General features: G+C 64.6%; 14 protein-coding genes and 1 pseudogene. 7 read left to right on the top strand and 8 right to left on the bottom strand.

Going from position 1 to position 23,660, the window contains the following annotated elements:
* Window positions 1-49: 49 nt before the first annotated feature.
* The 3 genes and pseudogenes from L6D80_RS14690 to L6D80_RS30330 form a co-directional block, all read right to left on the bottom strand.
* Window positions 50-1,066, bottom strand: coding sequence for an ABC transporter substrate-binding protein (locus L6D80_RS14690; RefSeq protein WP_176512679.1), 1,017 nt, complete (start codon window positions 1,064-1,066; stop codon window positions 50-52).
* A gap of 77 nt (window positions 1,067-1,143) precedes the next feature.
* Complete coding sequence (locus L6D80_RS30335) at window positions 1,144-1,899, bottom strand: methyl-accepting chemotaxis protein (protein WP_371263308.1); 756 nt, start codon at window positions 1,897-1,899, stop codon at window positions 1,144-1,146.
* A 102-nt stretch (window positions 1,900-2,001) separates the two neighbouring features.
* Window positions 2,002-2,967 (bottom strand): annotated as a pseudogene (locus L6D80_RS30330) (methyl-accepting chemotaxis protein); the annotation flags it as partial.
* A gap of 538 nt (window positions 2,968-3,505) precedes the next feature.
* Between L6D80_RS30330 and L6D80_RS14680 the strand changes: the two are divergent.
* Window positions 3,506-4,825 (top strand): Na+/H+ antiporter family protein, encoded by a 1,320-nt coding sequence (locus L6D80_RS14680; RefSeq protein WP_054901795.1) that lies wholly within the window; start codon window positions 3,506-3,508, stop codon window positions 4,823-4,825.
* A gap of 4 nt (window positions 4,826-4,829) precedes the next feature.
* Here L6D80_RS14680 and L6D80_RS14675 read toward each other — a convergent pair whose 3' ends face one another.
* On the bottom strand, window positions 4,830-5,834 hold the full coding sequence (locus tag L6D80_RS14675; RefSeq protein WP_054901796.1) for a FecR family protein: 1,005 nt from the start codon (window positions 5,832-5,834) through the stop codon (window positions 4,830-4,832).
* Window positions 5,835-6,115: 281 nt separating this feature from the next.
* On the opposite strand from L6D80_RS14675, the gene L6D80_RS14670 reads away from it, so the two are divergent.
* On the top strand, window positions 6,116-10,618 hold the full coding sequence (locus L6D80_RS14670; RefSeq protein ID WP_176512678.1) for an NEL-type E3 ubiquitin ligase domain-containing protein: 4,503 nt from the start codon (window positions 6,116-6,118) through the stop codon (window positions 10,616-10,618).
* A gap of 68 nt (window positions 10,619-10,686) precedes the next feature.
* Here the strand turns inward: L6D80_RS14670 and L6D80_RS14665 are convergent, their stop codons facing one another.
* The 4 genes from L6D80_RS14665 to L6D80_RS14650 all read right to left on the bottom strand — a co-directional run bounded on the left by L6D80_RS14665 (window position 10,687) and on the right by L6D80_RS14650 (window position 17,989).
* On the bottom strand, window positions 10,687-11,307 hold the full coding sequence (locus L6D80_RS14665) for a hypothetical protein (RefSeq protein ID WP_236183054.1): 621 nt from the start codon (window positions 11,305-11,307) through the stop codon (window positions 10,687-10,689).
* Window positions 11,264-14,467, bottom strand: a complete 3,204-nt coding sequence (locus tag L6D80_RS14660; protein WP_236183053.1) for a dermonecrotic toxin domain-containing protein — start codon at window positions 14,465-14,467, stop codon at window positions 11,264-11,266. Before L6D80_RS14660 ends, L6D80_RS14665 begins: the two co-directional genes overlap by 44 nt.
* A 72-nt stretch (window positions 14,468-14,539) precedes the next feature.
* The gene (locus L6D80_RS14655) at window positions 14,540-16,309 is read right to left on the bottom strand and encodes an acyl-CoA dehydrogenase C-terminal domain-containing protein (RefSeq protein WP_176512677.1); all 1,770 of its coding nucleotides are present in this window, start codon (window positions 16,307-16,309) and stop codon (window positions 14,540-14,542) included.
* 57 nt (window positions 16,310-16,366) lie between these two features.
* Window positions 16,367-17,989 carry an acyl-CoA synthetase gene (locus tag L6D80_RS14650; protein WP_176512676.1) on the bottom strand — a complete coding sequence of 541 codons (1,623 nt, stop codon included), beginning with the start codon at window positions 17,987-17,989 and terminating at the stop codon, window positions 16,367-16,369.
* A 192-nt stretch (window positions 17,990-18,181) separates the two neighbouring features.
* On the opposite strand from L6D80_RS14650, the gene L6D80_RS14645 reads away from it, so the two are divergent.
* The 5 genes from L6D80_RS14645 to L6D80_RS14625 all read left to right on the top strand — a co-directional run bounded on the left by L6D80_RS14645 (window position 18,182) and on the right by L6D80_RS14625 (window position 23,606).
* The gene (locus tag L6D80_RS14645) at window positions 18,182-19,588 is read left to right on the top strand and encodes a sensor histidine kinase (RefSeq protein WP_054901801.1); all 1,407 of its coding nucleotides are present in this window, start codon (window positions 18,182-18,184) and stop codon (window positions 19,586-19,588) included.
* Window positions 19,589-19,600: 12 nt separating this feature from the next.
* The gene (locus L6D80_RS14640) at window positions 19,601-20,239 is read left to right on the top strand and encodes a response regulator transcription factor (protein WP_082422815.1); all 639 of its coding nucleotides are present in this window, start codon (window positions 19,601-19,603) and stop codon (window positions 20,237-20,239) included.
* A 136-nt stretch (window positions 20,240-20,375) separates the two neighbouring features.
* Window positions 20,376-20,849: a MarR family winged helix-turn-helix transcriptional regulator gene (locus L6D80_RS14635; RefSeq protein WP_054901802.1), complete on the top strand. Its 474-nt coding sequence runs from the start codon at window positions 20,376-20,378 to the stop codon at window positions 20,847-20,849.
* Between the two features lie 31 nt (window positions 20,850-20,880).
* On the top strand, window positions 20,881-22,074 hold the full coding sequence (locus L6D80_RS14630; protein WP_054901803.1) for an HlyD/EmrA/EmrK family protein: 1,194 nt from the start codon (window positions 20,881-20,883) through the stop codon (window positions 22,072-22,074).
* Window positions 22,071-23,606 carry a DHA2 family efflux MFS transporter permease subunit gene (locus L6D80_RS14625; RefSeq protein ID WP_176512675.1) on the top strand — a complete coding sequence of 512 codons (1,536 nt, stop codon included), beginning with the start codon at window positions 22,071-22,073 and terminating at the stop codon, window positions 23,604-23,606. The genes L6D80_RS14630 and L6D80_RS14625 overlap by 4 nt, the downstream gene beginning before the upstream one ends.
* Window positions 23,607-23,660 lie beyond the last annotated feature (54 nt).

Genomic DNA, 23,660 nt, shown 5'->3' with positions numbered 1-23,660 from the left:
ATTGCAACGCGCCGGGGGCGCTGTGCGCCCCTTTCGCGTCATCAGGGCATCAAAGGCCTTTCTCCACCTTGGCTGCCACTTCAGCCGGCAGCCAGGCCTTCCACACATCCGGATTGTTGCGCATGAAGGCCTGTGCGGCCTTGTCTGGCGCCAGGCGCTTCTCGCTCATCTCGGCCAAGGCCTTGTTCAGGCGATCGATTGGCAGGTCGACCTTTTCGAACACCGCCACCAGCTCGGGGTAGTTGTCATGGAAGGCTTTGGACACACCGATCGACAGCTTCGCCGGCAATGACTGGCTCCCCCTCGGGTGCGGGTTGTTAGGGTCGGTGAGGGTGGCCCAGGCGGCAGGGTCGAAGGGCGGTTCCTGCAGCCGTACCAGGTCATGTCGGCCCATCAGGGGGGTGGGGCTCCAGTAGTAGAACAGTACCGGCTTGCCACGGCGGATGGCCGAGTCGACCTCGGCGTCCAGCGCTGCGCCGGTGCCGCTGCGAAAGTTGTTGTACAGGCCGTCGAGCCCATAGGCCTTGAGCTTCTGGCTGTTGACGGTCTCTGAGGTCCAGCCGCTGGGGCTGTTGAGGAAGCGGCCCTTGCCGGGCGCCTCAGGGTCGCTGAACACCTGCGGGTAACGTTTGAGGTCGTCGACGCTGCGCAAGTCAGGCGCCAGCGGCGCCAGGCCGCGCGCGGGGTCGCCCTTGATCACGTAGGCGGGCACCCACCACCCTTCTTCGGCGTTCTTCACCGTATCGCCCAGGGCGAACACCTGGCCTGCCTGCTCGGCCTTGACCCACGCGGGGCTGCGCCCGGCCCATTCCTCGGCGACCACTTGCAGGTCATTGCGCGCCAGCGCGACTTCCATACTGACGGTGCTGCCGGGGAGGGTGTCGGTGGGGTAGCCATACCCGTGCTCGGCGATCAGCCGCAGGATCTCGGTGGTCAGGGCGCCGCTTTCCCAGTTGATGGCACCGAAATGGATGGGCGTGCGCTGCTCGGCGCAAGCTGCACTGTCCGTGCTGGCCAGCCCCGCGGTGAGGAGCAGGGCGGCCAGCAGCGCTGGAATTTTCTTCATCGGGACCTCGTCAATTGCCGTTGCATGGGGTCGGGGCAAGTGTAGACGACGAGGTTTCCGCTGATCCTTGCGCCAGATCAGACGCGGAACTGATCCATCAAGGCCTGTTGTTGGTTGGCCAGGCTGTTCAGCGACTGGCTGACCCGCGCCGACTCGTTGGCCTGGCCCGACAGCGATTCGGTGACATCACGTATGGTCGCGACATTGCTGTTGATTTCTTCGGCTACCGCGCTCTGCTCTTCGGCGGCCGAGGCGATCTGCAGGTTCATGTCGGTGATCACGGTCACGGCCTGGCCGATACGTTGCAGCGCGGTGACTGCTTGGCCGACCTGCTCGACGCCACCCTGGGCCTGGCGGTGGCTGTTGTCCATGGCGCCGACCACTTCGCGGGTGCCGGTTTGCAGTGCCTCGATGACCTGGCGGGTTTCTTCCACCGATTCCTGGGTGCGCTGCGCCAGGTTACGCACTTCATCGGCTACCACTGCGAAACCACGGCCGGCCTCGCCGGCACGGGCGGCTTCGATGGCGGCGTTGAGCGCTAGCAGATTGGTCTGTTCGGCGATCGAACGGATCACTTCCAGCACCGAGCCGATTTTCTCGCTGTTCTGCGCCAGGCCTTCGACTTCGCTCATGGCCTCGCTCATGTTGGCGGCCAGGGCATCGATGCTGTGGGTGGTGCGGTCGATGACCGCCAGGCCCTCGCGGGTTGCCTGATCGGCATCGCGCGCCGCCTGGGCAGCCTGGGCGGCGCTGCGGGCGACGTCCTGGGCGGTGGCGCTCATCTCGTGCGAGGCGGTGGCCACCTGGTCGACCTGGCGGTACTGCTGTTCCATCCCGGCGCTGGTTTGCGTGGCAATCGCCGACGACTGATCGGCGGTGCCGCGGGCGGCCTGCACCGAGCGTTTCACCTCGGCGATGGTCGGTTGCAGCTTGTCCAGGAAGCGGTTGAACCAGCCGGCCAGCTCGCCGAGTTCGTCGCGCTTGTCGTAGGTCAGGCGGCGGGTCAGGTCGCCTTCGCCACTGGCGATGTCCTTGAGCATTGCCGCTACGCCCAGAATCGGCCGGGTTACGCCACGGGCCATCAGCCACACCAGCAGCAGGCCAGCAATCGCCGCCGCCAGGCCCAGACCCAGCTCCAGCAAGGTCCCGCTGGTGTTCAGGGTATCGAGCTCTTGCTTGAGGGCTTCGGCCGGGCCGGTCAGGGCGTTTTCCGGCACGTCCAGTAGCACGCCCCAGGGATTGGCACCGGGAATAGGCGCGAAGGCAGCGAGCACCTTCAGGCGTTGCTGGTCGTGGTGGATGGTCAACTTGCCCTCGGCCATTTTGCGCACCAGTTCGGCGCCTTTGGCAGGGTCGACCTGGTCGAAGCGCTGGGCCAGCTTGCTGTCGTCGGCACTGTAACCGGCCAGCAGGCCCACCGGGCTGAGGATGCCGACGGTGGTGCGGCCTTCGTACAAGCTGCGGCTGGCCGCTTGGCTCAGGGCCTGCAGGCTGTTGAGGTTGATGTCGATGGACAGGGTGGCGATCACCTTGCCGTTGACCGCCAGCGGGAAGACGATGCTGGTCATCAGCACGCGCTGGCCGTCGATGTCATAGATATACGGTTCTACCACGCACACCTTGCCGGTGCTGCGCGGGCACACCCACCAGGTATTGGCCGGTTGGCCGCTGGGGCCGATGTCGGTGTTTGCCATGTCGTGCTCAGGCAGGGCCATGGCGGTCAGTTGGCCGGCACGCGGTTGCGACCAGTACAGCGCGAAGCGCCCGGTTTCGTTGCTGCCCAGCTCGGCCTTGCCGGCGAACAGGCTGTCCTTGTTGTCCAGGGCGTTGGGTTCGAACACCAGCGACAGGCCAAGCAGGTCGGGGTTGGCCTGCAGGGCGGCGCGTACCTGGCGCGTCATGTCTTCGCGCAGGTCGAAGGCGTCCAGAAAACGCTTTTCCGACTGCTCGCGCAGGAACAGTACCTGGCGGGCGAAACCAGCGCCGTATTGGTAGGCATCCATGAACTGGCGGCGGATGCTCAACGCCTGGAGTTCGCCTTGCGACTCGATGCGTGACTGCGCCGCCTCGGTGAGCATCTGCATGCTGCTGGCCTTGACCAGGTCCGAGCTGTGGTCCATGCGGTACAGCGAAAGGCCGACGAGCAGGGTGACGATGCTGGCCAGGCAGAGACCGGCGAGCAGGGTGATCTTCCACTGGATGGAAAGTTGTCGCAAAGGCATGGGGAGAATCCCTTTTTAATAGGAATGTGGCTAGCGACTATGTCGGCGGTCTCGTTTTTTTCTTTATTCGAACGTTCAATTTAAATTTTTTTTTCATCCACGCAGGCTACACCGTCAGTGCCGATGTAACGGCCAGCAACATGGCGTTTTTGACATCTGCCCCCTACTGCTGCAGAGTGCGCGCTTTTTTGTCTGCAGCTACGAGGAAAGCCAAACCATGAATGCAGTGATTGCCGCGGTGGGCATCATGCTGATTCTCAGCCTGTCGCGCGTGCACGTGGTCATCGCCCTGATCGTCGGTGCCCTGGTCGGTGGCCTGGTTGGCGGGTTGGGGATCGAAGGCACACTGAAGGCGTTCAATGGCGGCCTCGGGGGCGGCGCCACCGTGGCGTTGTCGTACGCCTTGCTCGGGGCCTTCGCCGTGGCCATTGCCAAGTCCGGCCTGGCCCACGCACTGGCCGATCGTGCGCTGGCCATGATCGACCGTCAGGGCCATACCCAGGGCGGCAAGGTCAAATGGCTGTTGATCGGCCTGATGCTGGTGGTGGCGGTATCGTCGCAGAACATCCTGCCTATCCACATTGCGTTCATCCCGCTGCTGGTGCCGCCGTTGCTGTATGTGCTGACACGTCTGCGCATCGACCGTCGGCTGATTGCCTGCGTGATCACCTTTGGCCTGATCACGCCCTACATGTTCCTGCCCGTGGGCTTTGGCAACATCTTCCTCAATGAAATCCTGCTGGCCAACGTCGCTCGCGCCGGGGTCGATGTGAGCGGGGTCAACGTCACCCATGCCATGGCCATCCCGGCAGCGGGCATGCTGGCAGGGCTGCTGCTGGCGGTATTGATCAGTTACCGCAAGAAGCGTGACTACGACCTCAAGCGCATCGAGCAAGTCGAGCAGGTCAGCATCCAGTACAACCCGCTGACCCTGCTGGTGGCGGGGCTGGCGATTGCTGCGGCGTTCATCGTCCAGTTGTGGCTGGACTCGATGATCATCGGTGCCATGGTCGGCTTCCTGATTTTCTCGCTGTCGGGCATCGTGCGCTGGAAAGACACAGACGACCTGTTCACCGAAGGCATGAAAATGATGGCCATGATCGGCTTCATCATGATCGCCGCGTCGGGTTTCGCCGATGTCATGAAGGCCACCGGCGAGGTCAGGAGCCTGGTCGAAACCTCGGCGCAATGGATTGACCACAGCAAGGGAGTGGGTGCCTTGCTGATGCTGCTGGTGGGGTTGCTGGTGACCATGGGGATCGGTTCATCGTTCTCGACGGTGCCGATCCTGGCGGCCATTTTCGTGCCGCTGTGTGTGCAGTTGGGCTTCGATCCGCTGGCCACGGTGTGCATCGTCGGCACGGCCGGTGCCCTGGGTGACGCCGGCTCGCCGGCATCGGACTCGACCCTGGGGCCGACGTCGGGGCTCAATGTGGACGGCCAGCACCACCACATCTGGGACACCGTGGTGCCCACCTTCATCCACTACAACCTGCCACTGCTGGCGTTTGGCTGGCTGGCGGCGATGACCCTGTAAGCCGTCAGCCCTTGTCCGGCGGCGAAATGCTGTTGAGGACGGTGCTGCCGTCCTTGCTGCGGGTCAGGTAGACCGGCAGCACCTTGGGCAGGTTGTCTACCAGGCGCCCGACTTCGCGGGTGTTGTAGATACCGCTGATGCGGATGCGGCCGGTGCTGGCGTCGGCCAGCAGCAGCGGTGCATCGAGGTAGCGGTTGATCACTGGCAGCGCCTGGTCGAGGCTGAGGTTGTCGAGCACCAACTTGCCGCTGCGCCAGGCCAGGCTGTTACCGTAGTCGTCGCTTTGCGCCAGCTGCGGCTCGAAGTCCCCTGTGTGGTAAGTGGCCTGCATGCCTGGGCCAAGGCGGTAGCCGCCCGAGCGGTCGTCGCTGCTGACCAGTACGGATCCTTCCACCAGGGTGACCTTGACCTGGTCCTGATACTTCCACACGTTGAACTGGGTACCAGTGACCCGGGTCTGGCCGTGGCCGGCTCGGACGATGAAGGGGTGCAGGCTGTCGTGCTGCACCTTGAAAAACGCTTCGCCGCGCTTGAGGGTGACCTGACGCTGGTCTTTGTAGTTGAGGTAGGTGAGCTCAGTATTGAGGTTGAGCTCGACCGTGCTGCCGTCGCTTAACTCCACGGTCTGGGTCTGGTCGGTGGCGGTGAAGTGCTGGTAGTGGTTGGGCAGCCATCCTTGTTCCCAGCCAACCCAGCCCGCCAGGGGCAGCGCCAGCAGTGCGATGGCTGCCGCCGATGCCAGTGGGCGCCAGCTGCGGGGCTTTACCACCTGACGGGCGGGCGGGTTGAAGTCGATGACCGTGGCGCTGCGTGGCAGCAGGTCGGCGGTTTGCCAGATGTCCAGCATCGCCTGGTACTCGTCCGCGTGGCGCGGGTCCGCCGCCAGCCAGCGGGCGAAGGCCTCGCGCTCGTCCACTGTGCAATCATCGGCGTGCAAGCGCATGCACCACTGGGCGGCGGCGTCGGTGATGGCATCGTCTGTGCTGGGGTTGAGGCGGTCCTGATTCATTGCGGCTCCGGGTTTTGCGCATTCTAACCCTCCAAGGGGCATCCCGAGAACCGAGGTAATGGCGAATGACTATCAGTTATGTGGTTTTTTCGTCGGATTCACAAGGGTTTTCAGCGTTTGAGAACCTTTCGCGGCGTTGTGGGACATCACCATGGCACGTTGGCCATACCGGGTGTTGCCCCCATGGCGATCGCCCTGCGCTGAGCGGGTAGTAGCTATCTAGCCTCCGGCAGTGGACCTTGCACCCTAGGCTGCAGTTTTCACGTCAAGGGAAGCAAGCCATGGTCGACGACAGGGGAAGCTCCAGCACCGATATCCATACGTTGGAAGAGGCTTTTCAGGATGACTTGCTGGCACAGCGCCTGCCTCACTGGGTGCGCAGGCTCGATCGCGATGAACTGGACGCGTGGCGCACTGCCCTGAAGAGCAGCTTGGTCTGTCGGCAGCAACTGGCAGCCCGGTTGCAAGGTATCCAGGGCATCAGCGATTTTGTCCACGCGCAGTTACAGGAGGCGCTGGCCAAGCGCTTCGGACTGCAGCTCGACGTCGCCACGCTGTACTTTCGTCAAGGCTATCTGGTGCCGTCAGGCGAGCAGCTTTTTACAGGTCGGGCCCCTGTCTGGCGGCCGGAATATGCTCAGGTACCGTTGCTTGAAGCTGCGCTCAACAATTTCGTCGGCGATGAGGCCGACCAACAGTTGCCTGGGAACGCCTTGGTCACCGAGGCGGGCGCTCACCTGTCCCGGCCGACGGCGGTTGAATTCGCCAGGCTATGCCGGGACCTGGACTTGGGTGCGTGTTACCAGAGGCACCTCGATACCTGTCTGGACGCGGCGACGGGCCCGGCGTCCGCAGTACCTGATGTGCGCTCGCTGATGCTGCAATTGCAGCGCTCAACCTTGCTCGTCGACGCGTGCCAAGCCAAGGCCGAAGGCGTGCTCAGCGAGGCAGAGCTGCACAGTGTATTGGGGCTGTGTCGGGATGGCCGATTGCCCGAGTTGGCAGGTGCCAGGGTGGTAGCCAAGCAACTGCGTGTGTTGGGCTGCGACCTGGAACAGATCATCATTTTCGATGTGCTCGAAGCGGGTTGGCTGCACGCTACCCGTAAACGGGTACTGGCCTATATACCCGGCGACCCTCATGGCCCCTGGAGCGCCTTCCCTGACCTTGAACAGTTCGCCCGGAAGCTGCTTGGCCACCGTCTGCGCGACGCCGGTTACCGAAACTTCTTCAGCCGTTTCGTGCGGCGTCGCGACAGCCAACGTTTCTTCACGGCTGTGATCGCGCTTTACCATGACGTGGCGATCTGGGCCAGCCGTGATCTGGACGTACACCTGCGTGACTACCCACGCCCCTTGTTCGAGCACCTGGCTGCGGCGCGCGTCCAGCAGATCAAAGATGACGCCGCGATGATCGCGCCGCCGGTCGCACAGATCGACCGCGCTGTGCAGCGTGACCATGAGCGGTGGCTGGCCGCGCAAGGGTGGGCATTGCTCGGTGTGGCAGGTATTTTCATCCCGGCGGTAGGCGCAGGTTTGCTCGCGATCATGGCCTGGCAACTGCTGAATGAAGCGTTTCACGGCATCGAAGATTGGCGTGATGGCGACACAGCGGCTGCATTGGACCATCTGACCCACGTTGCCGTGGACCTTGCCGTGGCTGGCGCTACCGTCGGCGGTATCACCCTCGCACGTCGCGGCTGGGCCCGTTCAGCGTGGGTGGACGGCATGGTATCGGCGCCACTGGAGCAAGGGGGGGCGAAATTGTGGAGCCAGGACCCGACTGCGTTCCGCGGCGCGGCACCGCAGGCTGCGGCGGACGCCCAAGGTGTACGCCACGAAGGGAGCCAGGCGTGGATTGAGATGCAGGGGCATCACTACCCGGTGCGTCAGCGCGTGGCTGACGGCGCGTGGCAGTTGATGCCCCGTGAAGGCTTCGGTCCCCTGGTGCTCGGCAACGGCGGTGGGGCATGGCGGCTGGCGAGCGACCAGCCCTCGCGGTGGACCGATCGCCATGACATGTTCCGCCGCCTGGGTGGAATGTTCGGCACGTTGGAAGATGCAGATATCGATACGGTGCTGAGCATTCACGGCCTCGGCGAAGACAACCTGAGGGCGTTGCACATGGCGCGTCAACAGCCTGATCCGTGGTTGACCGACACGGTCCGGCGCGTTCACCTGCAACGGCGGATTGTTCGCCTGATCCAGCAACTGGGGACCGACGAGCCCATCCGCGACCTCACCCTCCTGCAGCACGCTCAATTGCTGCGCAATGCCGCTGGGTTATCCGGCGTTGAGCTTGCCGGCCAGCTGCAGTTGCAGCAGCGGCAATTGCTGCAGAGGGTCTATGACAGCGTCCAGCCCAGCGACTCTCCGGCGGTCGCCCTCCTGCGCCAGGTTTTTCCCTCGCTGCATCATCCTGCCGCCCAAGCCTTGCTGGACGCCGCTGATGTGAGCGACTTCCAGCGCCTGACGGTCGATCGGCGGGTGCCGATGAGCGTGGGGGCGTCTGCTAGGGCCAGCGTTGCGCGCATCCGCCGCATCAGGGTGATGGAGGCGTTGTGCTTCGACCTGCCGCAGTCTGCCGACCTGGGCCGCGTCGCCATCGGTTTGCTCGACGAGCTTGCGGGGGCTGCGTCGGGCGTGCGCTGGCATCTCCTGGAGGGCGGCCTCGCCGGCCCTGTGTTAGCCGAAAGTGAAGCGGGCATTGATGATTTCTACCTGGTTCACTTCAGTGGGCGCTTCCTGCTGCTCGATCAGCACCACGTCACCCTGGGTGAGCCCGGTGGCCTGTTCGAGGTCATGGCCTCTGCCTACAGCGACAGCCAATGTGCCGCCATGGGGCTGACGCCGCCGAGGGGGGCAAGCCTACGCGCGTTACTCAGGCAGCAGGCGGCTACCCGGCCTGAGCAGGTAGAGCGCTTGCTGTCGCCTGCTCGTGTACAAGGCCTCTGTGCAGCTCAGCGCCTGGGCGATGGCCGCTTTGGCTATATGCTCAGTGGCCGCAGGTTCTGGCGAGGCACTCGCCAGGGCAGGCCCCAGGTGTTGAGTGACAGGGTGCACGGGCTGTTTCCCGACCTGGACCAACTGCAGATCGACACCTGGGTGGGAGAGGTGCTGGCCACCGGGCAGCGCATCGAGCCCTTGCTGGAAAGGTTGCGCGCGCAGTTGCAGATGCTGGAGCGTCACCTGCAGGGCTGGGTGGAGGAGGTTGCCCAAGAGCAGCGCGAGCAGCGGCGTTACTTGAGTCGTTCATTGATCGAATGCTGGCAACGCAGCGCGCTGGAAGAAGCCCGCCAGCGGCCCGAGCCCACTGAGCTGTGGTGGAGTCAGATGGGCGCGCGTACGGGCGGGTTGCCGGATCTGCCGGAGCAGGTACGTTTTCGCGCTGTGGCGGTGTTGTCATTGCGCCAAATGGGCATCAGCGCGCTCCCTGACGGTTTCCTGCGGGCCTTTGGCAACCTGCGTGTGCTGGAGCTTCCTGGCAATGAGCTGACCCAACTGCCCATGCACCTGCAAAGCCTGCGTCGGCTGCAATGCCTGGACCTTACCCGCAACCGGATTACGCTGAACCCTGCCCAGTGCGCGATCCTCGCCAGTTGCGAGCAGCTGAACTACCTCAATTTGTCTGAGAATCCGCTTGGGCGGGTTTTCTCGGTCAGTGCCATGACCGATTTGACAGAGTTGCGGCTCCAGGACACCGAGATCGAGGCCTTGCCCTATGGCGTCCTGAATTGCTCGCGGCTCCATACGCTCGACGTGCGCAACAATCGCATCGCAGAGCTGCCCACCGGTTTTTTTCATGCGCGAGTGTGGGGCGAGGGCCGCGTCTGGTTGCACGGCAACCCGTTGAGCGCGGAACAAGCGCAGGCGCTGCAGACGGCATTGAGCTTGCCCCTGCCGTTCGAGGTGCCGCAGGGGCCCGGTACGTTTCCGCGGATGCGCTGGCTGGACGCAATCGCTCCGCCAAGCCGCGACGACTTAGGTTCTGTATGGGCGTTGGTCGAGGCCCACGATGGCTCGGAGCCGTTCTTCGAACTATTGAATGGCCTCACTCAAACGGCTGACTTTCGCAGCCCAGCGGGGGCCCGCGACCTGGGTGACCGTGTGTTGATCATGTTGCAGGCCATGGACGAAGATGCGGGCTTGCGCACGGAACTGTTCGCCAATGCCCAGGCGGTGACCTGTCAGGACAGCGTTGCCCTGCGCTTTTGTGACCTTGAAGTGCGGATGCGGGTGTGGCAGGCAGAGCACGACGACGCCGCTGCGGGCGACACAGAGCAGGCGTTGCTGCGCTTGGGACGGCAATTGTGGCGGTTGGAGTTTGTTGATCGGATTGCCCTGGAGGACGTCCTCGCACGCCGGGACGCTGGCGCGGACCCGGACGAGATCGAGGTGGTGCTGGCCTATCGGCTGGCACTGCGCGTCGATCTGGACTTGCCGGTGCAGATCACTTCCATGCGCTTTCGCTACCTTGCCGAGGTCGACGTTGTACGTGCTGAACGGGCACGTGATCGCGTGCTGGCCGCCGAAACCAGCGAGCAGGTCGCCCACTCGCTGGTTGAACGGGACTTTTGGCAGCAATACCTTCGCCGTACTTATCGGCAGCGCTTCGATGAGCTCGATGAACCTTACCGTGCGCGTATTGAAGCGTTGCTGTCCGATGATCAAGCGCCCGAGGCCACGCGTCTGCAGCAGGTGACACAGCTTCAGGCGCAACGGGCACAGGCCGAGCGCGAGGCGATGCTGGGCCTGACTCGCGACGCGCTGGATGTGACCCACTGAATCGATGCAGGGCTTTGGCGCCCCGCGCTTTAGCCCTGCCGCGCGCAGCCCTTGGGCGGCGTGCGTCGTCAAAGGTCGAGCAGGCTGCTTGCCGGTTCCATCAATGCCATCTCCCTGAAGGTTGCATCACGATCAAGCCGCTCAAGACGGCGCCACAATCTGGCGAAGCCGGGTGCAGGGTCATCGAACGAATCGAGGTCCTCGATGAGTGCCCGCAGATCGCGACGGTACTGCAGCGGCAAACGCAACCAGAGCTGTTGTCGCTGCGCACTGGCCCCGCTTAGCAGCGGCTGATAGTCGGTGTCCGACACCAACAGGTCCACCCCATGGAGCTGGTAGTACTCCTCGATCTGTTCGCGAATGGGCAGGCTCAGGGATTCGCTTTCCAGGCACAGCACCTTGGCGGTCTCACGCGGCAGGGTGAAGTCCCGAGGCAAGCGCTGGAGTGGGTTGTCGGACAGGTCCACCACCGCGGCCGATTCCAAGCGCTCCAGCCCCTGGGGTAAACGTGTGAGGCTGCAATTGACCATGAACAGCGAACGTAGGTTGGACAGCCGGGAGATGTCTGGAGCGCTGAGCAAAGGGTTGTCAGAGAGGTCCAGAACCCGTAGCGAGTCCAGCCGCTGCAGGGCGATCTGCGCCGCCTCATCCCAGGTGATGCGGTTTCGCTCTATGTCCAGCCAGTTCAATTCGCCTGCCTCGGGAAGGTGCGGTAGGCGGGCAAACCGACAGCGGGCCAAGGTCAGCCGCCGTAGGCCAGGCATGCGCTGAAACCATTGGCTTGGCACTTCGCTCAATGACGGGTTGCCGCTGAGGTCCAGATCCTCCACATGGGTGAACCCGTCGGGAAGGCTGAGGGTGGCCAGGTCGTGGTTTTCCAGATGGAGATCTGTGAGGTTGAGGCAAGCGATTCGCTCGCCGGTATTCAGCCAGCGTATCGAATTGCGCCGCCAGGCGTTGACGATGGGTGCGATAGCACGTTGCCGATGTGGCGCGAGCGCCGCCCAGCCGTTCAGGTCGCTGCGCAGTCGTCGAAGGCGGGTTTCGTAATTGAGCAATTCGACTTCGGGGGAGCGCAGGTGGCGTTGCCAGTCGGCCAGCGTCCGGTCGACCTGCTCCTGCGTGAAGGTCGGAAACAGCCGACGCAGCCGTCCGGCCCATGCGTTGTGGGACAAGGAGGGGGGGCGGCAGCGGGTTGGTCGGTTTGCCACCGGCCAGCCGCAGGCGCAGTGGCGTGCGCTTGGCCCCGATACCCCACAGCCGTGCCGGCCACGCCTGGCGGTCTGTCTCGGCAAAGTGGCGGATGCGCGCTTGCAGGGTTTCGACATCGCCCAGAGCAGCTTTCAGGGGGGCTGGTGCAGCGGCGAACACGGCCTGGTAGAGATCCCCATGAACGGTGTCGGGGACGGGGTGCTCACCTCGATAGGCTTCGAAGCCTTGCGCTGATTTGAGGAGCAGGCAACGCTGGCTTGCCGACTCGCTGCCAATGGCCATCAGAAGCGGGCCATCTGGGCTGTTGGCGCGAATTTCCAGGCGCAGCGCCGCCGGCCATTGAGGCTGTCGCTCCAGGCAGGCCAGCACCAGCCGATCGCTGTCGGCGTTGGCCAGGCCAGGCACATAGAGGCCTTCCAGCGCGCGGGAGAGCGGCAGGTCGGCGCTGGCCTGTTCAGCCTCTGCGCGTAGCCAGTTGGGGAGAGTACCGGTACCCACCCAGTCGGCCTGTTCGGCGACGCAAAGGCGCGCAAGCAGTCGTGCTGCCAGCGGGGTGCTCAGGTGCGCGAATGCATCGCGCAATTTCTGCTCGGCAAGGTTGGGTGGGTACTCGTACGCTGCCATCAAGGCTGCAGGGGGGAGGTCGGCAAATTGCTTGGCAAGCTTCATCCGCTCCAAGGTATCGGCGAGCAGGACCGGGGTCGGGGCACCTGCTAGATAGATGGCCTGCAGACGGCAGCGATCGACGCCAGTGATCTTCAGCGCATGGCCCAGCTCGCGGTCGTCCAGTGCCTCCAGCGCCAGGCCCAGGCGGCGTACAAGCTGGCTGTCCGACCAGTCTTGAGGTGCTTCATGTTCACACCACCAGGCCCCGTCACCATTGTGCTCCAACACGGGTTGATAGGCCTGCTGGTCACTTGGGTGCACGATTCGCCAGCGGCCCGTGTCGCTGTCCAGACCCTGCGCATACAACTGCCCATCCATGCGGATATACCACGTGCCCTCATGGGCGTATTGGCCCAATGCGTTGGGTTGCAGGGTCGACGGCAGTTCGATTGCGTTGCCGTAGCCTGCAAGGTCCGCGCGCCACAGCCGTTGCGAACCGTCTGCCTTGGCGACCGGGTCAAGGCCTTCCATCAGCGGGCTGTTGAACAGTTTCGGTAGGACCTTGCCAGCGGCATGCAAGCCGCCGATCACTGCCAGGTTCAGCCCCACGGCCTCCAGATGACGCAGGGCCAGGTGGCGGTCTCCCACACCCCAGGCCTGGTAGCCCTCGTAGACTTCATCGAGCAGCTGGCAGGCCACCACGCCAAGCATGAGCGTGCCAACGCCAGTGATGAAGGCGCCTGCAATCATCAGGGCGTTCAGGCCAGCGCTTTCCCATTGGGCGATACGGCGCTTGCGTGCCTGTTCATCGACCTCGGCCGTAGGGACCGCGACCAGGCGCGCCTGCGCCTTGAGGCGGGCGAGGTGGTCGTGGTAGGCAAACGCGAACGGGTCCCCGTCGATCGCGCATCGAGCCAGGTACAACGAGGCATCTGCGCGTAGCGGCCAGGCTTGGTCGAGGGGCGTATCGCCTGCCGCATCAAGGTTTTGCCGAAGGCGGTCGATGAACTCGGCGTGGCTTGCCGTGGGGACATAGGCCAGAAATTGCTGGCGGAACAGCGGATCCAGCAAGTCGCTGCACAGGTCATCGTGAAGCGCATCGAAGTGCGAAGCCTGCCGCAACGCCCTCTTGTGACCGGGCAAATGCAGCAGCAGGCCGGCGCTGCCCAAATCAAGCAGCAGGGCCTCATGCAGGGTAATGCCAAACAGGCTCAGTTGAAGGCTAGGCAGGGTGGTGCGGCTCTCCACCAGGGCCGCGACTGCATCCACTGCCGTTGCGGTCACCCGATTGCGCATGAACGCCACGTCGGCGTCCAGGCGCAGGCGTGCTTGGCACATCGCCATGAAGGCATGCCTGACCGGGGCGGGGGTGAACAGGGCGTCGAGGTGTTCCTGATAGCGCTGGCCAAGGTCCAGCTCTCGGCACGCGCGGGCGAAGGCCTGGGGCGCCAGTTGCAACGGGGTGATGGCGTAGGTCTCGGAATCCAGTTCTATATCCACCAGGGTGTCTTGATCACCAAAGGTGGTCTGCCCCACCACCACGCAGCGCTTGACCTGGATGTCGCGTGCCAGCGCCACTGCACTGTCACGGCTGAACGTCACATCCTCGGTAAAATTGTGCAAGGCCGCGTGCAGCAGGCTCTCGCGCTCGTGGTGACTGACGTAGGTCTGCCAGGTGAAGGTGCGGTAAATCCGCATCAGCTGTGCGTCACGCACTGAGCTATCCAGCCCAAAGGCATCACGCAGATGCTCGCCAAGCAGTGGCTCGGCGAACTCGCTGATCTGTTTCAGGCCCTTGAGTGAGCGGACCAGGGCGCGCTCGGCTGCGAACAGGCGGGCCTGGCTGGCTACCACCGTTTCGCGCAGGTCGGGGGCGGCATTGGCGAACCACGCGGCTTGAGCGTCAGGCAAACCCTGCGCGGGTGTCAGGGCCTGCTGCAGATGCCGCCAGTGAGCCGGTGACAGCTCCCTGGCCCAGGCCGGTAGCTGCTGCTCGAGAAGGTGTTGGTGGGGGTTGATGGCGTGTGGCATGGGCGCCTCCTGTCGGTTGAGAGCCAACAGGAGGCATCAACTCAGACGCCCACGGGCGGTAGATAAGTGTGCTCAGAACTGCGCCGGTGCCATGGCATAGAGGCTTGCGCTGCCCGCCCGTATACTCGCCTCCAGCGCCAGGCCACGTGGCAGTACGCGCTGGAAGTAGAACACGGCGCAGGCCAGCTTGGCCCCATGGAACTCAGGGTCTTCGGCCTGCTTGGCGTGGGCCACGGCGGCCATGCGTGCCCACATGTAGGCGTAGGCGGTCAGGCCGAACAGGTGCAGGTACTCCACCGCCACGCTGCTGACCAGGTTGGCGTCCTCGTTCACCCGTGCGCTCAACCACTCACTGGTGCTGACCAGCCGCACCAGGCTGGCCTGCAAGGCGTCACGGTGTAACGGCGCGCTCACGCAGAAGGCGCGGACTTCGGCGGCGAAGCCGGCCAGGGCCTGGCCGCCGTCAGCCAGTACCTTGCGCCCCAGCAGGTCGAGGGCCTGGATGCCGTTGGTGCCTTCGTAGATCTGCGCGATACGCACGTCGCGCACGCGCTGCTCCTGGCCCCATTCGCGGATGTAGCCATGGCCGCCGAAGACCTGCTGCCCAAGCACGCAGCTTTCCAGGCCGTTGTCGGTGAAAAATGCCTTGGCCACTGGGGTGAGCAGGGCCACCTGGCGCTGCGCGTGCTCGCGCTCGGCGGCGTCCTGGGCATAGCGCGCCAGGTCCAGTTGCTGGCCGACGTAGGCGGCGAAAGCGCGGCCGCCTTCGGTGAGGGTGCGCATGGTCAGCAGCATGCGCCGCACGTCACCGTGGTGGATGATCGGGTCGGCGGCCTTGTCGTGGGCTTGCGGGCCTACTGCCGCACGGCTTTGCAGGCGCTCGTTGGCATAGCGGGCGGCGCTCTGGTAAGACGCTTCGGCGCAGCCGATGCCCTGGATGCCAATGGACAGGCGTTCGTAGTTCATCATGGTGAACATGGCGGCCAGGCCCTTGTTCGGTTCACCCACCAGATAACCGCTGGCGTCATCGAAGTTCATCACGCAGGTGGCGGAAGCCTTGATACCCATCTTGTGTTCGATCGAGCCGCAGTGCGCGGCATTGCGCGGCCCCAGGCTGCCGTCGGCGGCCACCTGGTATTTGGGTACCAGGAACAGCGAGATGCCTTTGGCGCCGGCCGGGGCATCCGGCAGTTTGGCCAGCACCAGGTGGACGATGTTCTCGGTCAGGTCCTGCTCGCCGCCGGTGATGAAGATCTTGCTGCCGCTGATACGGTAGCTCCCGTCGGCTTGGGGTTCGGCGCGGGTGCGGATCAGGCCCAGGTCGGTACCGGCGTGGGGTTCGGTCAGGCACATGGTCCCGGCCCAGCGGCCCTCGTACAGCGGCGGCAGGTAGGTGGCCTTCAGGGCCTCGCTGGCATGGGCGTCGATGGCCAGACAGCTACCGGCGCTCAGCGCCGAATACAGGCTGAAGCTGCAGTCGGCGGCGTAGAGCATTTCCTCGAACAGCACACCAAGCATTTTCGGCATGCCCATGCCGCCGTATTCGGGGTTGCCACCCAGCCCGACCCAGCCGCCTTCGCGGTAGGTGCGCCAGGCATCGCGGAAGCCGTCCGGGGTGGTGACGGTGCCGGCGTCGAAGTGCACGCCTTGCTCATCACCGTTGCGGCTGAGCGGGGCGATCAACTGTGCGGTGACCTTGGCGGCTTCTTCGAGGATGGCGTCGGCGGTGTGTGCATCGATGCGTTCGGCCAGCTCTGGCAGGCGCGCCCACAGGGCCGGGCCCTGGAACACGTCATGGAGGATGAAGCGCATGTCGCGCAGTGGGGCGGTGTAGTCAGTCATGGGCGGGGAGCTCGGGCAAATTGATGGGGGCTTGTCGGCGACAGGGCCGTTACGGCGTCAGAGGTCTCTGGCCCGGTCGCGCAGCACGTATTTCTGGATCTTGCCGGTGGAGGTCTTGGGCAGTTCGCCGAACACTACGGTCTTGGGCACCTTGAACCCGGCCAGGTGCTCGCGGCACCAGCTGATGATGTCGCTTTCACGGGTGTGCTCGTGCCCCGGCTTGAGCGCGACGAAGGCGCACGGCGTTTCGCCCCATTTTTCATCGGCGCGCGCGACCACGGCGGCCTCCAGCACCGCGCGGTGCTTGTAGAGGGTATCTTCGACTTCGATGGTGGAGATGTTCTCGCCGCCGGAGATGATGATGTCCTTGAGGCGGTCCTTGATCTCGACATACCCGTCGGCGTGCCAAACGGCCAGGTCGCCGGTATGGAACCAGCCACCACGGAACGCTTCGGCAGTCGCTTCGGGGTTTTTCAGGTAGCCCTTCATCACTGTGTTGCCGCGCATGAAGATCTCGCCCAGGGTGTTGCCATCGCGGGGCACCGGTTCGAGTGTTTGCGGATCGCCCACCATCAGGCCGTCGAGGGTCGGGTAGCGCACGCCCTGGCGCGACTTGATCCGCGCCCGGTCCTCCAGTGGCAGGTCCTGCCATTCATCGTGCCAGGCGCAGACCGTCACCGGGCCGTAGACCTCGGTCAGGCCGTAGGTGTGGGTGACGTGGATGCCCATTTCTTCCACGGCACCGATCACTTTCGCCGGCGGCGCGGCGCCGGCGACCATGGCCTGCACCGGGTGTTCGATGGCGGCCTTGGCGGCCTCGGGCATGTTCACCAGCGCGTTGAGCACAATCGGCGCACCGCACAGATGGGTGACCCGGTGCTCGCGGATCAGGGTGAGGATCTTCTGCGGGTCGACCCGCCGCAGGAACACATGGGTGCCGGCCAGCGCGGTGATGGTCCACGGGTAGCACCAGCCGTTGCAGTGGAACATCGGCAGGGTCCACAGGTACACCGGGCGGTGGCCCATGGCCCAGGTCATTTGGTTGCCAATGGCGTTGAGGTAGGCGCCGCGGTGGTGGTAGACAACCCCCTTGGGGTTGCCGGTGGTGCCGGAGGTGTAGTTCAGCGATATCGCCTGCCACTCGTCATCGGGCCATTCCCAGGCGAAATCCGGGTCGCCTTCGGCCAGCAGGGCTTCGTAGTCCAGGTCGCTGACAGCGCGGCCTTCACCGTACTCAGGGTCGTCGACATCGACCACCAGGGGCGGGTCTTGGAGCAGGCTCAGGGCCGTCTCGATGACGCTGTGAAACTCCCGGTCGGTGATCAGCACCTTGGCCTCGCCGTGTTGCAGCATGAAGGCGATGGCTTCGGCATCCAGGCGCACATTCAGGGTGTTGAGCACCGCGCCGATCATCGGCACCCCGAAGTGGGCTTCGAGCATGGCTGGCGTGTTGGGCAGCATCACCGCCACCGTGTCGCCACGGCCTATGCCGCGGCCAGCCAGGGCGCTGGCCAGGCGGCGGCAGCGTTGATAGGTTTCACCCCAGTTGCGGCGGATGGCGCCGTGGATGACCGCCGGGTAGTTGCCGTAAACGGCAGCGGTGCGCTCGATGAAGCTCAGTGGGGTAAGGGCGACATGGTTGACGGCGGCGGGCATCAGGCCCTGGGAGAATATCGACATGCACGAATCCTGTAAGGGAGACAGACGCAGCCTGTGCGTTCGGCCCCCGGTGGCTGATTGTTAGCTCTGATCAGGGTGTGGGAAGCGCGCCGGTGGCCGCTTTCCCCTGTCGCAGTTTTACGCGAACCGCTATGGTAGATGGAATATCGACTATAGCAATATAGTAAAACTACTATACGAAGAGTGATCGCCGTGGCCCGCTCCCTTTCGCCCTTGCTCGCCAAGGACCCGCAACCGAGCCTGTTGCTGGCGGCCGACGCCCAGGCCGTGGCCGTCAATCCTGCCCTGCAGGCGCTGATCCAGGGCGGCCCTGCGTTGCCTGCCTGGCTCCCGGCCAACTGCCCGGCGCTGGTGCGCGCCTGCCTGCGCCAGTGTCGGGCGATTGCCGACGTGCAAGCCCAGGTTGGGGAGCGGATTCTGCTCTGGACCTTCATCCCCGATGCTGAGGGTCAGCAGGTGCTCGCCCGTTGCCGCGATGCCAGCGAGGAGCGCCAGGGCGCCCGCGAGGCCAGCCGTGCCCGGCGCTTGTACCGCTTGATCATCGAGAACACCACCGACCTGATATCCCGCCACAGCCCCGACGGCCGTTTTCTCGATGCATCGCCTGCCGCCTATCGCCTGTTGGGCCTGTGGCCTGAGCAGTTGCGCGGCCTGGCCGTGCGCGCCTTGCTGCACCCGCGCGAGCGGCGCCAGGCCTTGCGTCAGGCGGCAGCAGCGCTGGATCAGGATGGCTACCACACCATGACCTGCCGCGTGCGCCATGCCGCAGGGGGGTATCGATGGTTCGAAATCGCCTGCCGGGCGATCCGGGAAACCTACACGGGGGCCGTGGTCGAGGTGGTCTGCGTTTCGCGCGACATCACCCTGCGCATCGAAGCCCAGGAAAATCTGGCCCACAGTGCCCGGCTGGCCACCTTGGGCGAGCTGGCGGCGGGCATTGCACACGAAATCAACCAGCCGCTGGCGGCGGTGGTCAATTACGCCAACGCCAGCCAACGTTACCTGCAAGGGCTGGAGCAGGATCCGCAAGCCCGCGAGCGGGTCGCCCAGGGCTTGCAACGGATCGGTGAACAGGCCACCCATGCCGCCGAGGTGATCCGCCGCCTGCGTGCGTTTCTGCGCAAGGGGCCGCGGCGTTTGCAGCCGGTCGACCTGGCCGAAGTGGCCGCCGAAGCCATGCGCTTGTGCGCCTGGGAGGCGGCCCGCGACCAGGTTGCCATCGAGCTGCGGGTCGGCACGCAACTGCCGGCTGTGTTTGCCGACCGGGTGCTGCTGGAGCAGGTGTTGTTGAACCTGTTGCGCAATGCCATCGAGGCCAACCGCGAGCAGCAGGGCGAGCAACCGTCCCAAGTTCTGCTGAGCGCGGTGCGCGACGGTGATGGGGTGCTGGTTGAAGTGTCCGACCAAGGGCCTGGCGTGGCAGTTGAACGCCTGGAGCAGATCTTCATGCCGTTCACCACCAGCAAGGCCGAGGGGCTTGGCTTGGGGCTGAGCATGAGCCGCAGCCTGATCGAAGGGTTTGGTGGCAGCCTGTGGGCGCGGACCGGTGCACCAGAAGGCTTGATAGTGTGCTGCCGCCTGGCGGTGAGCAGGGGATAAGGAGAGGCAAGGGTGCAAGCAAAGGTGTATGTGGTCGACGACGACCAGGGCATGCGTGACTCGACCGTATGGCTTTTGGAGTCGGTGGGGTTGCAGGCGTTGCCGTTTGCCAGTGGCCAGGCGTTTCTCGACGCCTGTGCCGCCGAGGGGCCGGCCTGCGTGCTGCTCGATGTGCGCATGCCGGGCCTGGGCGGCATGGCCGTGCAGCAGGCCTTGCGCGAGCGTGGCCTGGCGATACCGGTGATCTTTGTCAGCGGCCATGCCGACGTACCGATCGTGGTACGGGCGTTCAAGGCGGGTGCCAGCGATTTCATCGAAAAGCCTTACAACGAGCAGCTGTTGCTCGACAGTGTGCAAGCGGCGCTGGAACGTGCCGGGCGCGAGCACAAGGGGGATCAGGCGCTGGCCGAGGTGCAGCGGCGTATCGACGCGCTGACCCCGCGTGAGCGCGATGTGTTCATTCCGTTGGCTCAAGGCCTGAGCAACCGCGAAATTGCCGAGCAGTTGGGGATCAGCGTGAAGACGGTAGACCTGTACCGGGGGCGGGTGATGAAGCGCCTGCACGCCGCGAGCCTGGCGGAGTTGGTGGGCATCGCGATTGCCAGTGGCCAGGTGCAGGCCCTGGGCTTGCGGGTACCTGCTGCGGGATAACCAGGGCCGTGTTTTAGGGGCGAAGCGGTTGGCGCAGGCGCTGAATCATGAATATTTGCATAGCCCCCTAATCAAAGCTTTGACATTCACTGCCTAGGCAGTAATATTTTTAAACAATTGCCCGAGCCACCTGCCAATGTCCTATTTCACCCCGGAAAACTTCCAGACCTGCGCCATTGGCATGTTGCTGGGCCGCGCGGCGCTCCTCAAGGACCGCATCCTCGACTGGCACCTCGAATCCGAGGGCGTCACGGCGGCGCAGTTCAAGGTGCTGATCATCATTACCCAGTATCAGGTCGATACGCCGGCCGAGCTGTGCCGCTACCTGGGCCTGGACAGTGGTTCGATGACCCGCATGCTCGACCGCCTCGAGCAGAAGTGCCTGATTCTGCGCAACCGGTGCGCCGATGACCGCCGCCAGGTGCGTCTGGCCCTGACCGCCGACGGCCAGCGCCTGGCCGACCGCTTGCCGGAAATTGGCGCGGCGGCAATGAATGAACTGGTCGGCGTGCTGCAACCTGACGAGCTCAAGACCCTCGAAGGCCTGTTGGCCAAGGTCCTGCTCGGTGCCGGCGACCCCCTGACGATCCGTCGCTTCGGCGATCGTTGAACCCTGTTACGCAATTTTCCAAGGTATTGTCATGGCCACTTCCGCAGACACCACAACCCCTCCCGACGCGCCGCAATCGTCGCGCAAACGCAAGGCCTGGCTGCTCGGCCTGCTGCTGGTGCTGCTGCTGGCCGGCGTGGGCGCCTGGGCCTGGTACAGCCTGATCGGGCGCTGGCACGAAAGCACCGACGATGCCTACGTCAACGGCAACGTGGTGGAGATCACCCCGTTGGTGACCGGCACTGTCACCAGCATCGGCGCCGATGACGGTGACCTGGTGCATGCCGGCCAGGTGCTGCTGCAGTTCGACCCGGCCGACAGCGAGGTGGCACTGCAGTCTGCCGAGGCCAAGCTTGCCCGGACCGTGCGCCAGGTGCGCGGCTTGTACAGCAACGTCGACTCGCTCAAGGCGCAGTTGCAGACGCGCCAGGCCGAGTTGCAGAAGGCCCAGCAGAACTACAACCGGCGTAAAGTGTTGGCCGACAGCGGCGCGATTGCCGCTGAAGAGATTTCCCATGCCCGCGATGACCTCACCGTGGCCCAGGCGGCCGTGAACAGCGCCCGCCAGCAGGTCAATACCAGCTCAGCGCTGGTGGACGACACCGTGGTGTCTTCGCACCCTGATGTCATGGCCGCTGCTGCCGACCTGCGCCAGGCCTACCTCGACCACGCCCGCACCACCTTGGTGGCGCCGGTGACCGGGTATGTCGCCAAGCGGACCGTGCAACTGGGCCAGCGTCTGCAGCCGGGCACGGCGACCATGGCGGTCATCCCGCTGGACGAGGTATGGATCGACGCCAACTTCAAGGAAACCCAGCTGCGCAACATGCGCATCGGTCAGCCGGTAGAGATCAGCGCCGACCTGTACGGCAGCGAAATCAAATACAGCGGCACGGTCGACAGCCTCGGTGCCGGCACCGGCAGCGCGTTCGCCCTGCTGCCCGCGCAGAATGCCACCGGTAACTGGATCAAGATCGTCCAGCGCGTGCCGGTGCGTATCCACCTGAGCGCCGATCAACTCAAGGACCACCCGCTGCGCATTGGCCTGTCCACCGTGGTCGAGGTCGACCTGCACGATCAGAGTGGCCCGGCGCTGGCCCAGCAACCGCCGCAACAGGCCAGTTACACCACCCAGGTGTATGACCGTCAGCTGGTCGAGGCCGATGGCCTGATCGCCCGGCTGATCCATGAGAACAGCGCCAACGGCAAGACGGCGCAACGATGAGCAACGCTGCCCCGGCCCAATTCACGCCGCCAAGCCTGTTGCTGACCACCATCGGCCTGTCGCTGGCGACCTTCATGCAGGTGCTCGACACCACCATCGCCAACGTGGCGCTGCCGACCATTTCCGGCAACCTGGGGGTGAGTTACGAGCAGGGCACCTGGGTGATCACGTCGTTCGCGGTAAGCAATGCCATTGCCTTGCCGCTGACCGGCTGGCTCAGCCGGCGTTTCGGTGAGGTCAAGCTGTTCATCTGGGCCACGCTGCTGTTCGTGCTGGCGTCGTTCCTGTGCGGTATTGCCCAGTCGATGCCGGAACTGGTGGGCTTTCGTGTGCTTCAGGGGGTGGTGGCCGGGCCGTTGTACCCGATGACCCAGACCCTGCTAATTGCCGTGTACCCCCCGGCCAAGCGGGGCATGGCCTTGGCGCTGCTGGCGATGGTCACGGTGGTGGCGCCGATTGCCGGGCCAATCCTGGGCGGCTGGATCACCGACAGCTACAGCTGGCCATGGATCTTCTTCATCAACGTGCCGATCGGCTTGTTCGCCGCAGCGGTGGTGCGGCAGCAGATGCGCACGCGGCCGGTGGTCACCAGCCGCCAGCCGATGGACTACATCGGGTTGCTGACCCTGATCGTCGGGGTCGGGGCGTTGCAGGTGGTGCTCGACAAAGGCAATGACCTGGACTGGTTCGAGTCGTCGTTCATCATCACCGGCAGCCTGATCTCGGTGGTGTTCCTGGCGATCTTCATCATCTGGGAGCTCACCGACCGCCACCCGGTGGTCAACCTTCGGCTGTTCGTGCACCGCAATTTCCGCATCGGCACGATGGTGCTGGTAGGCGGGTATGCGGGGTTCTTCGGCATCAACCTGATCCTGCCGCAGTGGCTGCAGACGCAGATGGGCTACACGGCTACCTGGGCAGGCCTGGCGGTAGCGCCAATCGGTCTGCTGCCGGTGATCATGTCGCCGTTCGTGGGCAAGTACGCGCACCGTTTCGATCTGCGTCTGCTGGCGGGGCTCGCGTTTCTGGCGATCGGCACGAGCTGCTTCATGCGGGCTGGCTTCACCAATGAAGTGGACTTCCAGCACATTGCCCTGGTGCAGTTGTTCATGGGGATTGGCGTGGCCTTGTTCTTCATGCCGACCTTGAGCATCTTGCTGTCGGACTTGCCACCGCACCAGATCGCCGACGGCTCTGGGCTGGCGACGTTCCTGCGCACGCTGGGGGGGAGCTTTGCGGCGTCGTTGACGACGTGGATCTGGATTCGCCGGGCTGACCAGCACCATGCCTATCTGAGCGAGCACATCAGCCAGTACGAGCCGGCCACACGGCACACGCTGGAGCAACTGGGAGGGGCGAGCCCGCAGAGCTATGCGCAGCTGGAGCAGATACTCAACGGCCAGGCGTACATGATGTCCACCGTGGATTATTTCACGTTGATGACGTGGGTGTTCGCCGGGTTGATCCTGCTGGTGTGGTTTGCCAAGCCGCCGTTCACCGCGAAGGCGGCGCCGGGCTCGGCGGGGCATTGACGGCCCGGGGCGCGCACTTGGCAGCCCCGTGTGATCTATTCCCCTGCGATTCTT

It is taken from the genome of Pseudomonas ceruminis (genome assembly GCF_021602025.1).
GTDB classification, from domain to species: Bacteria; Pseudomonadota; Gammaproteobacteria; order Pseudomonadales; family Pseudomonadaceae; genus Aquipseudomonas; species Aquipseudomonas ceruminis.
This window is presented reverse-complemented; position numbering and strand designations above follow the sequence as displayed.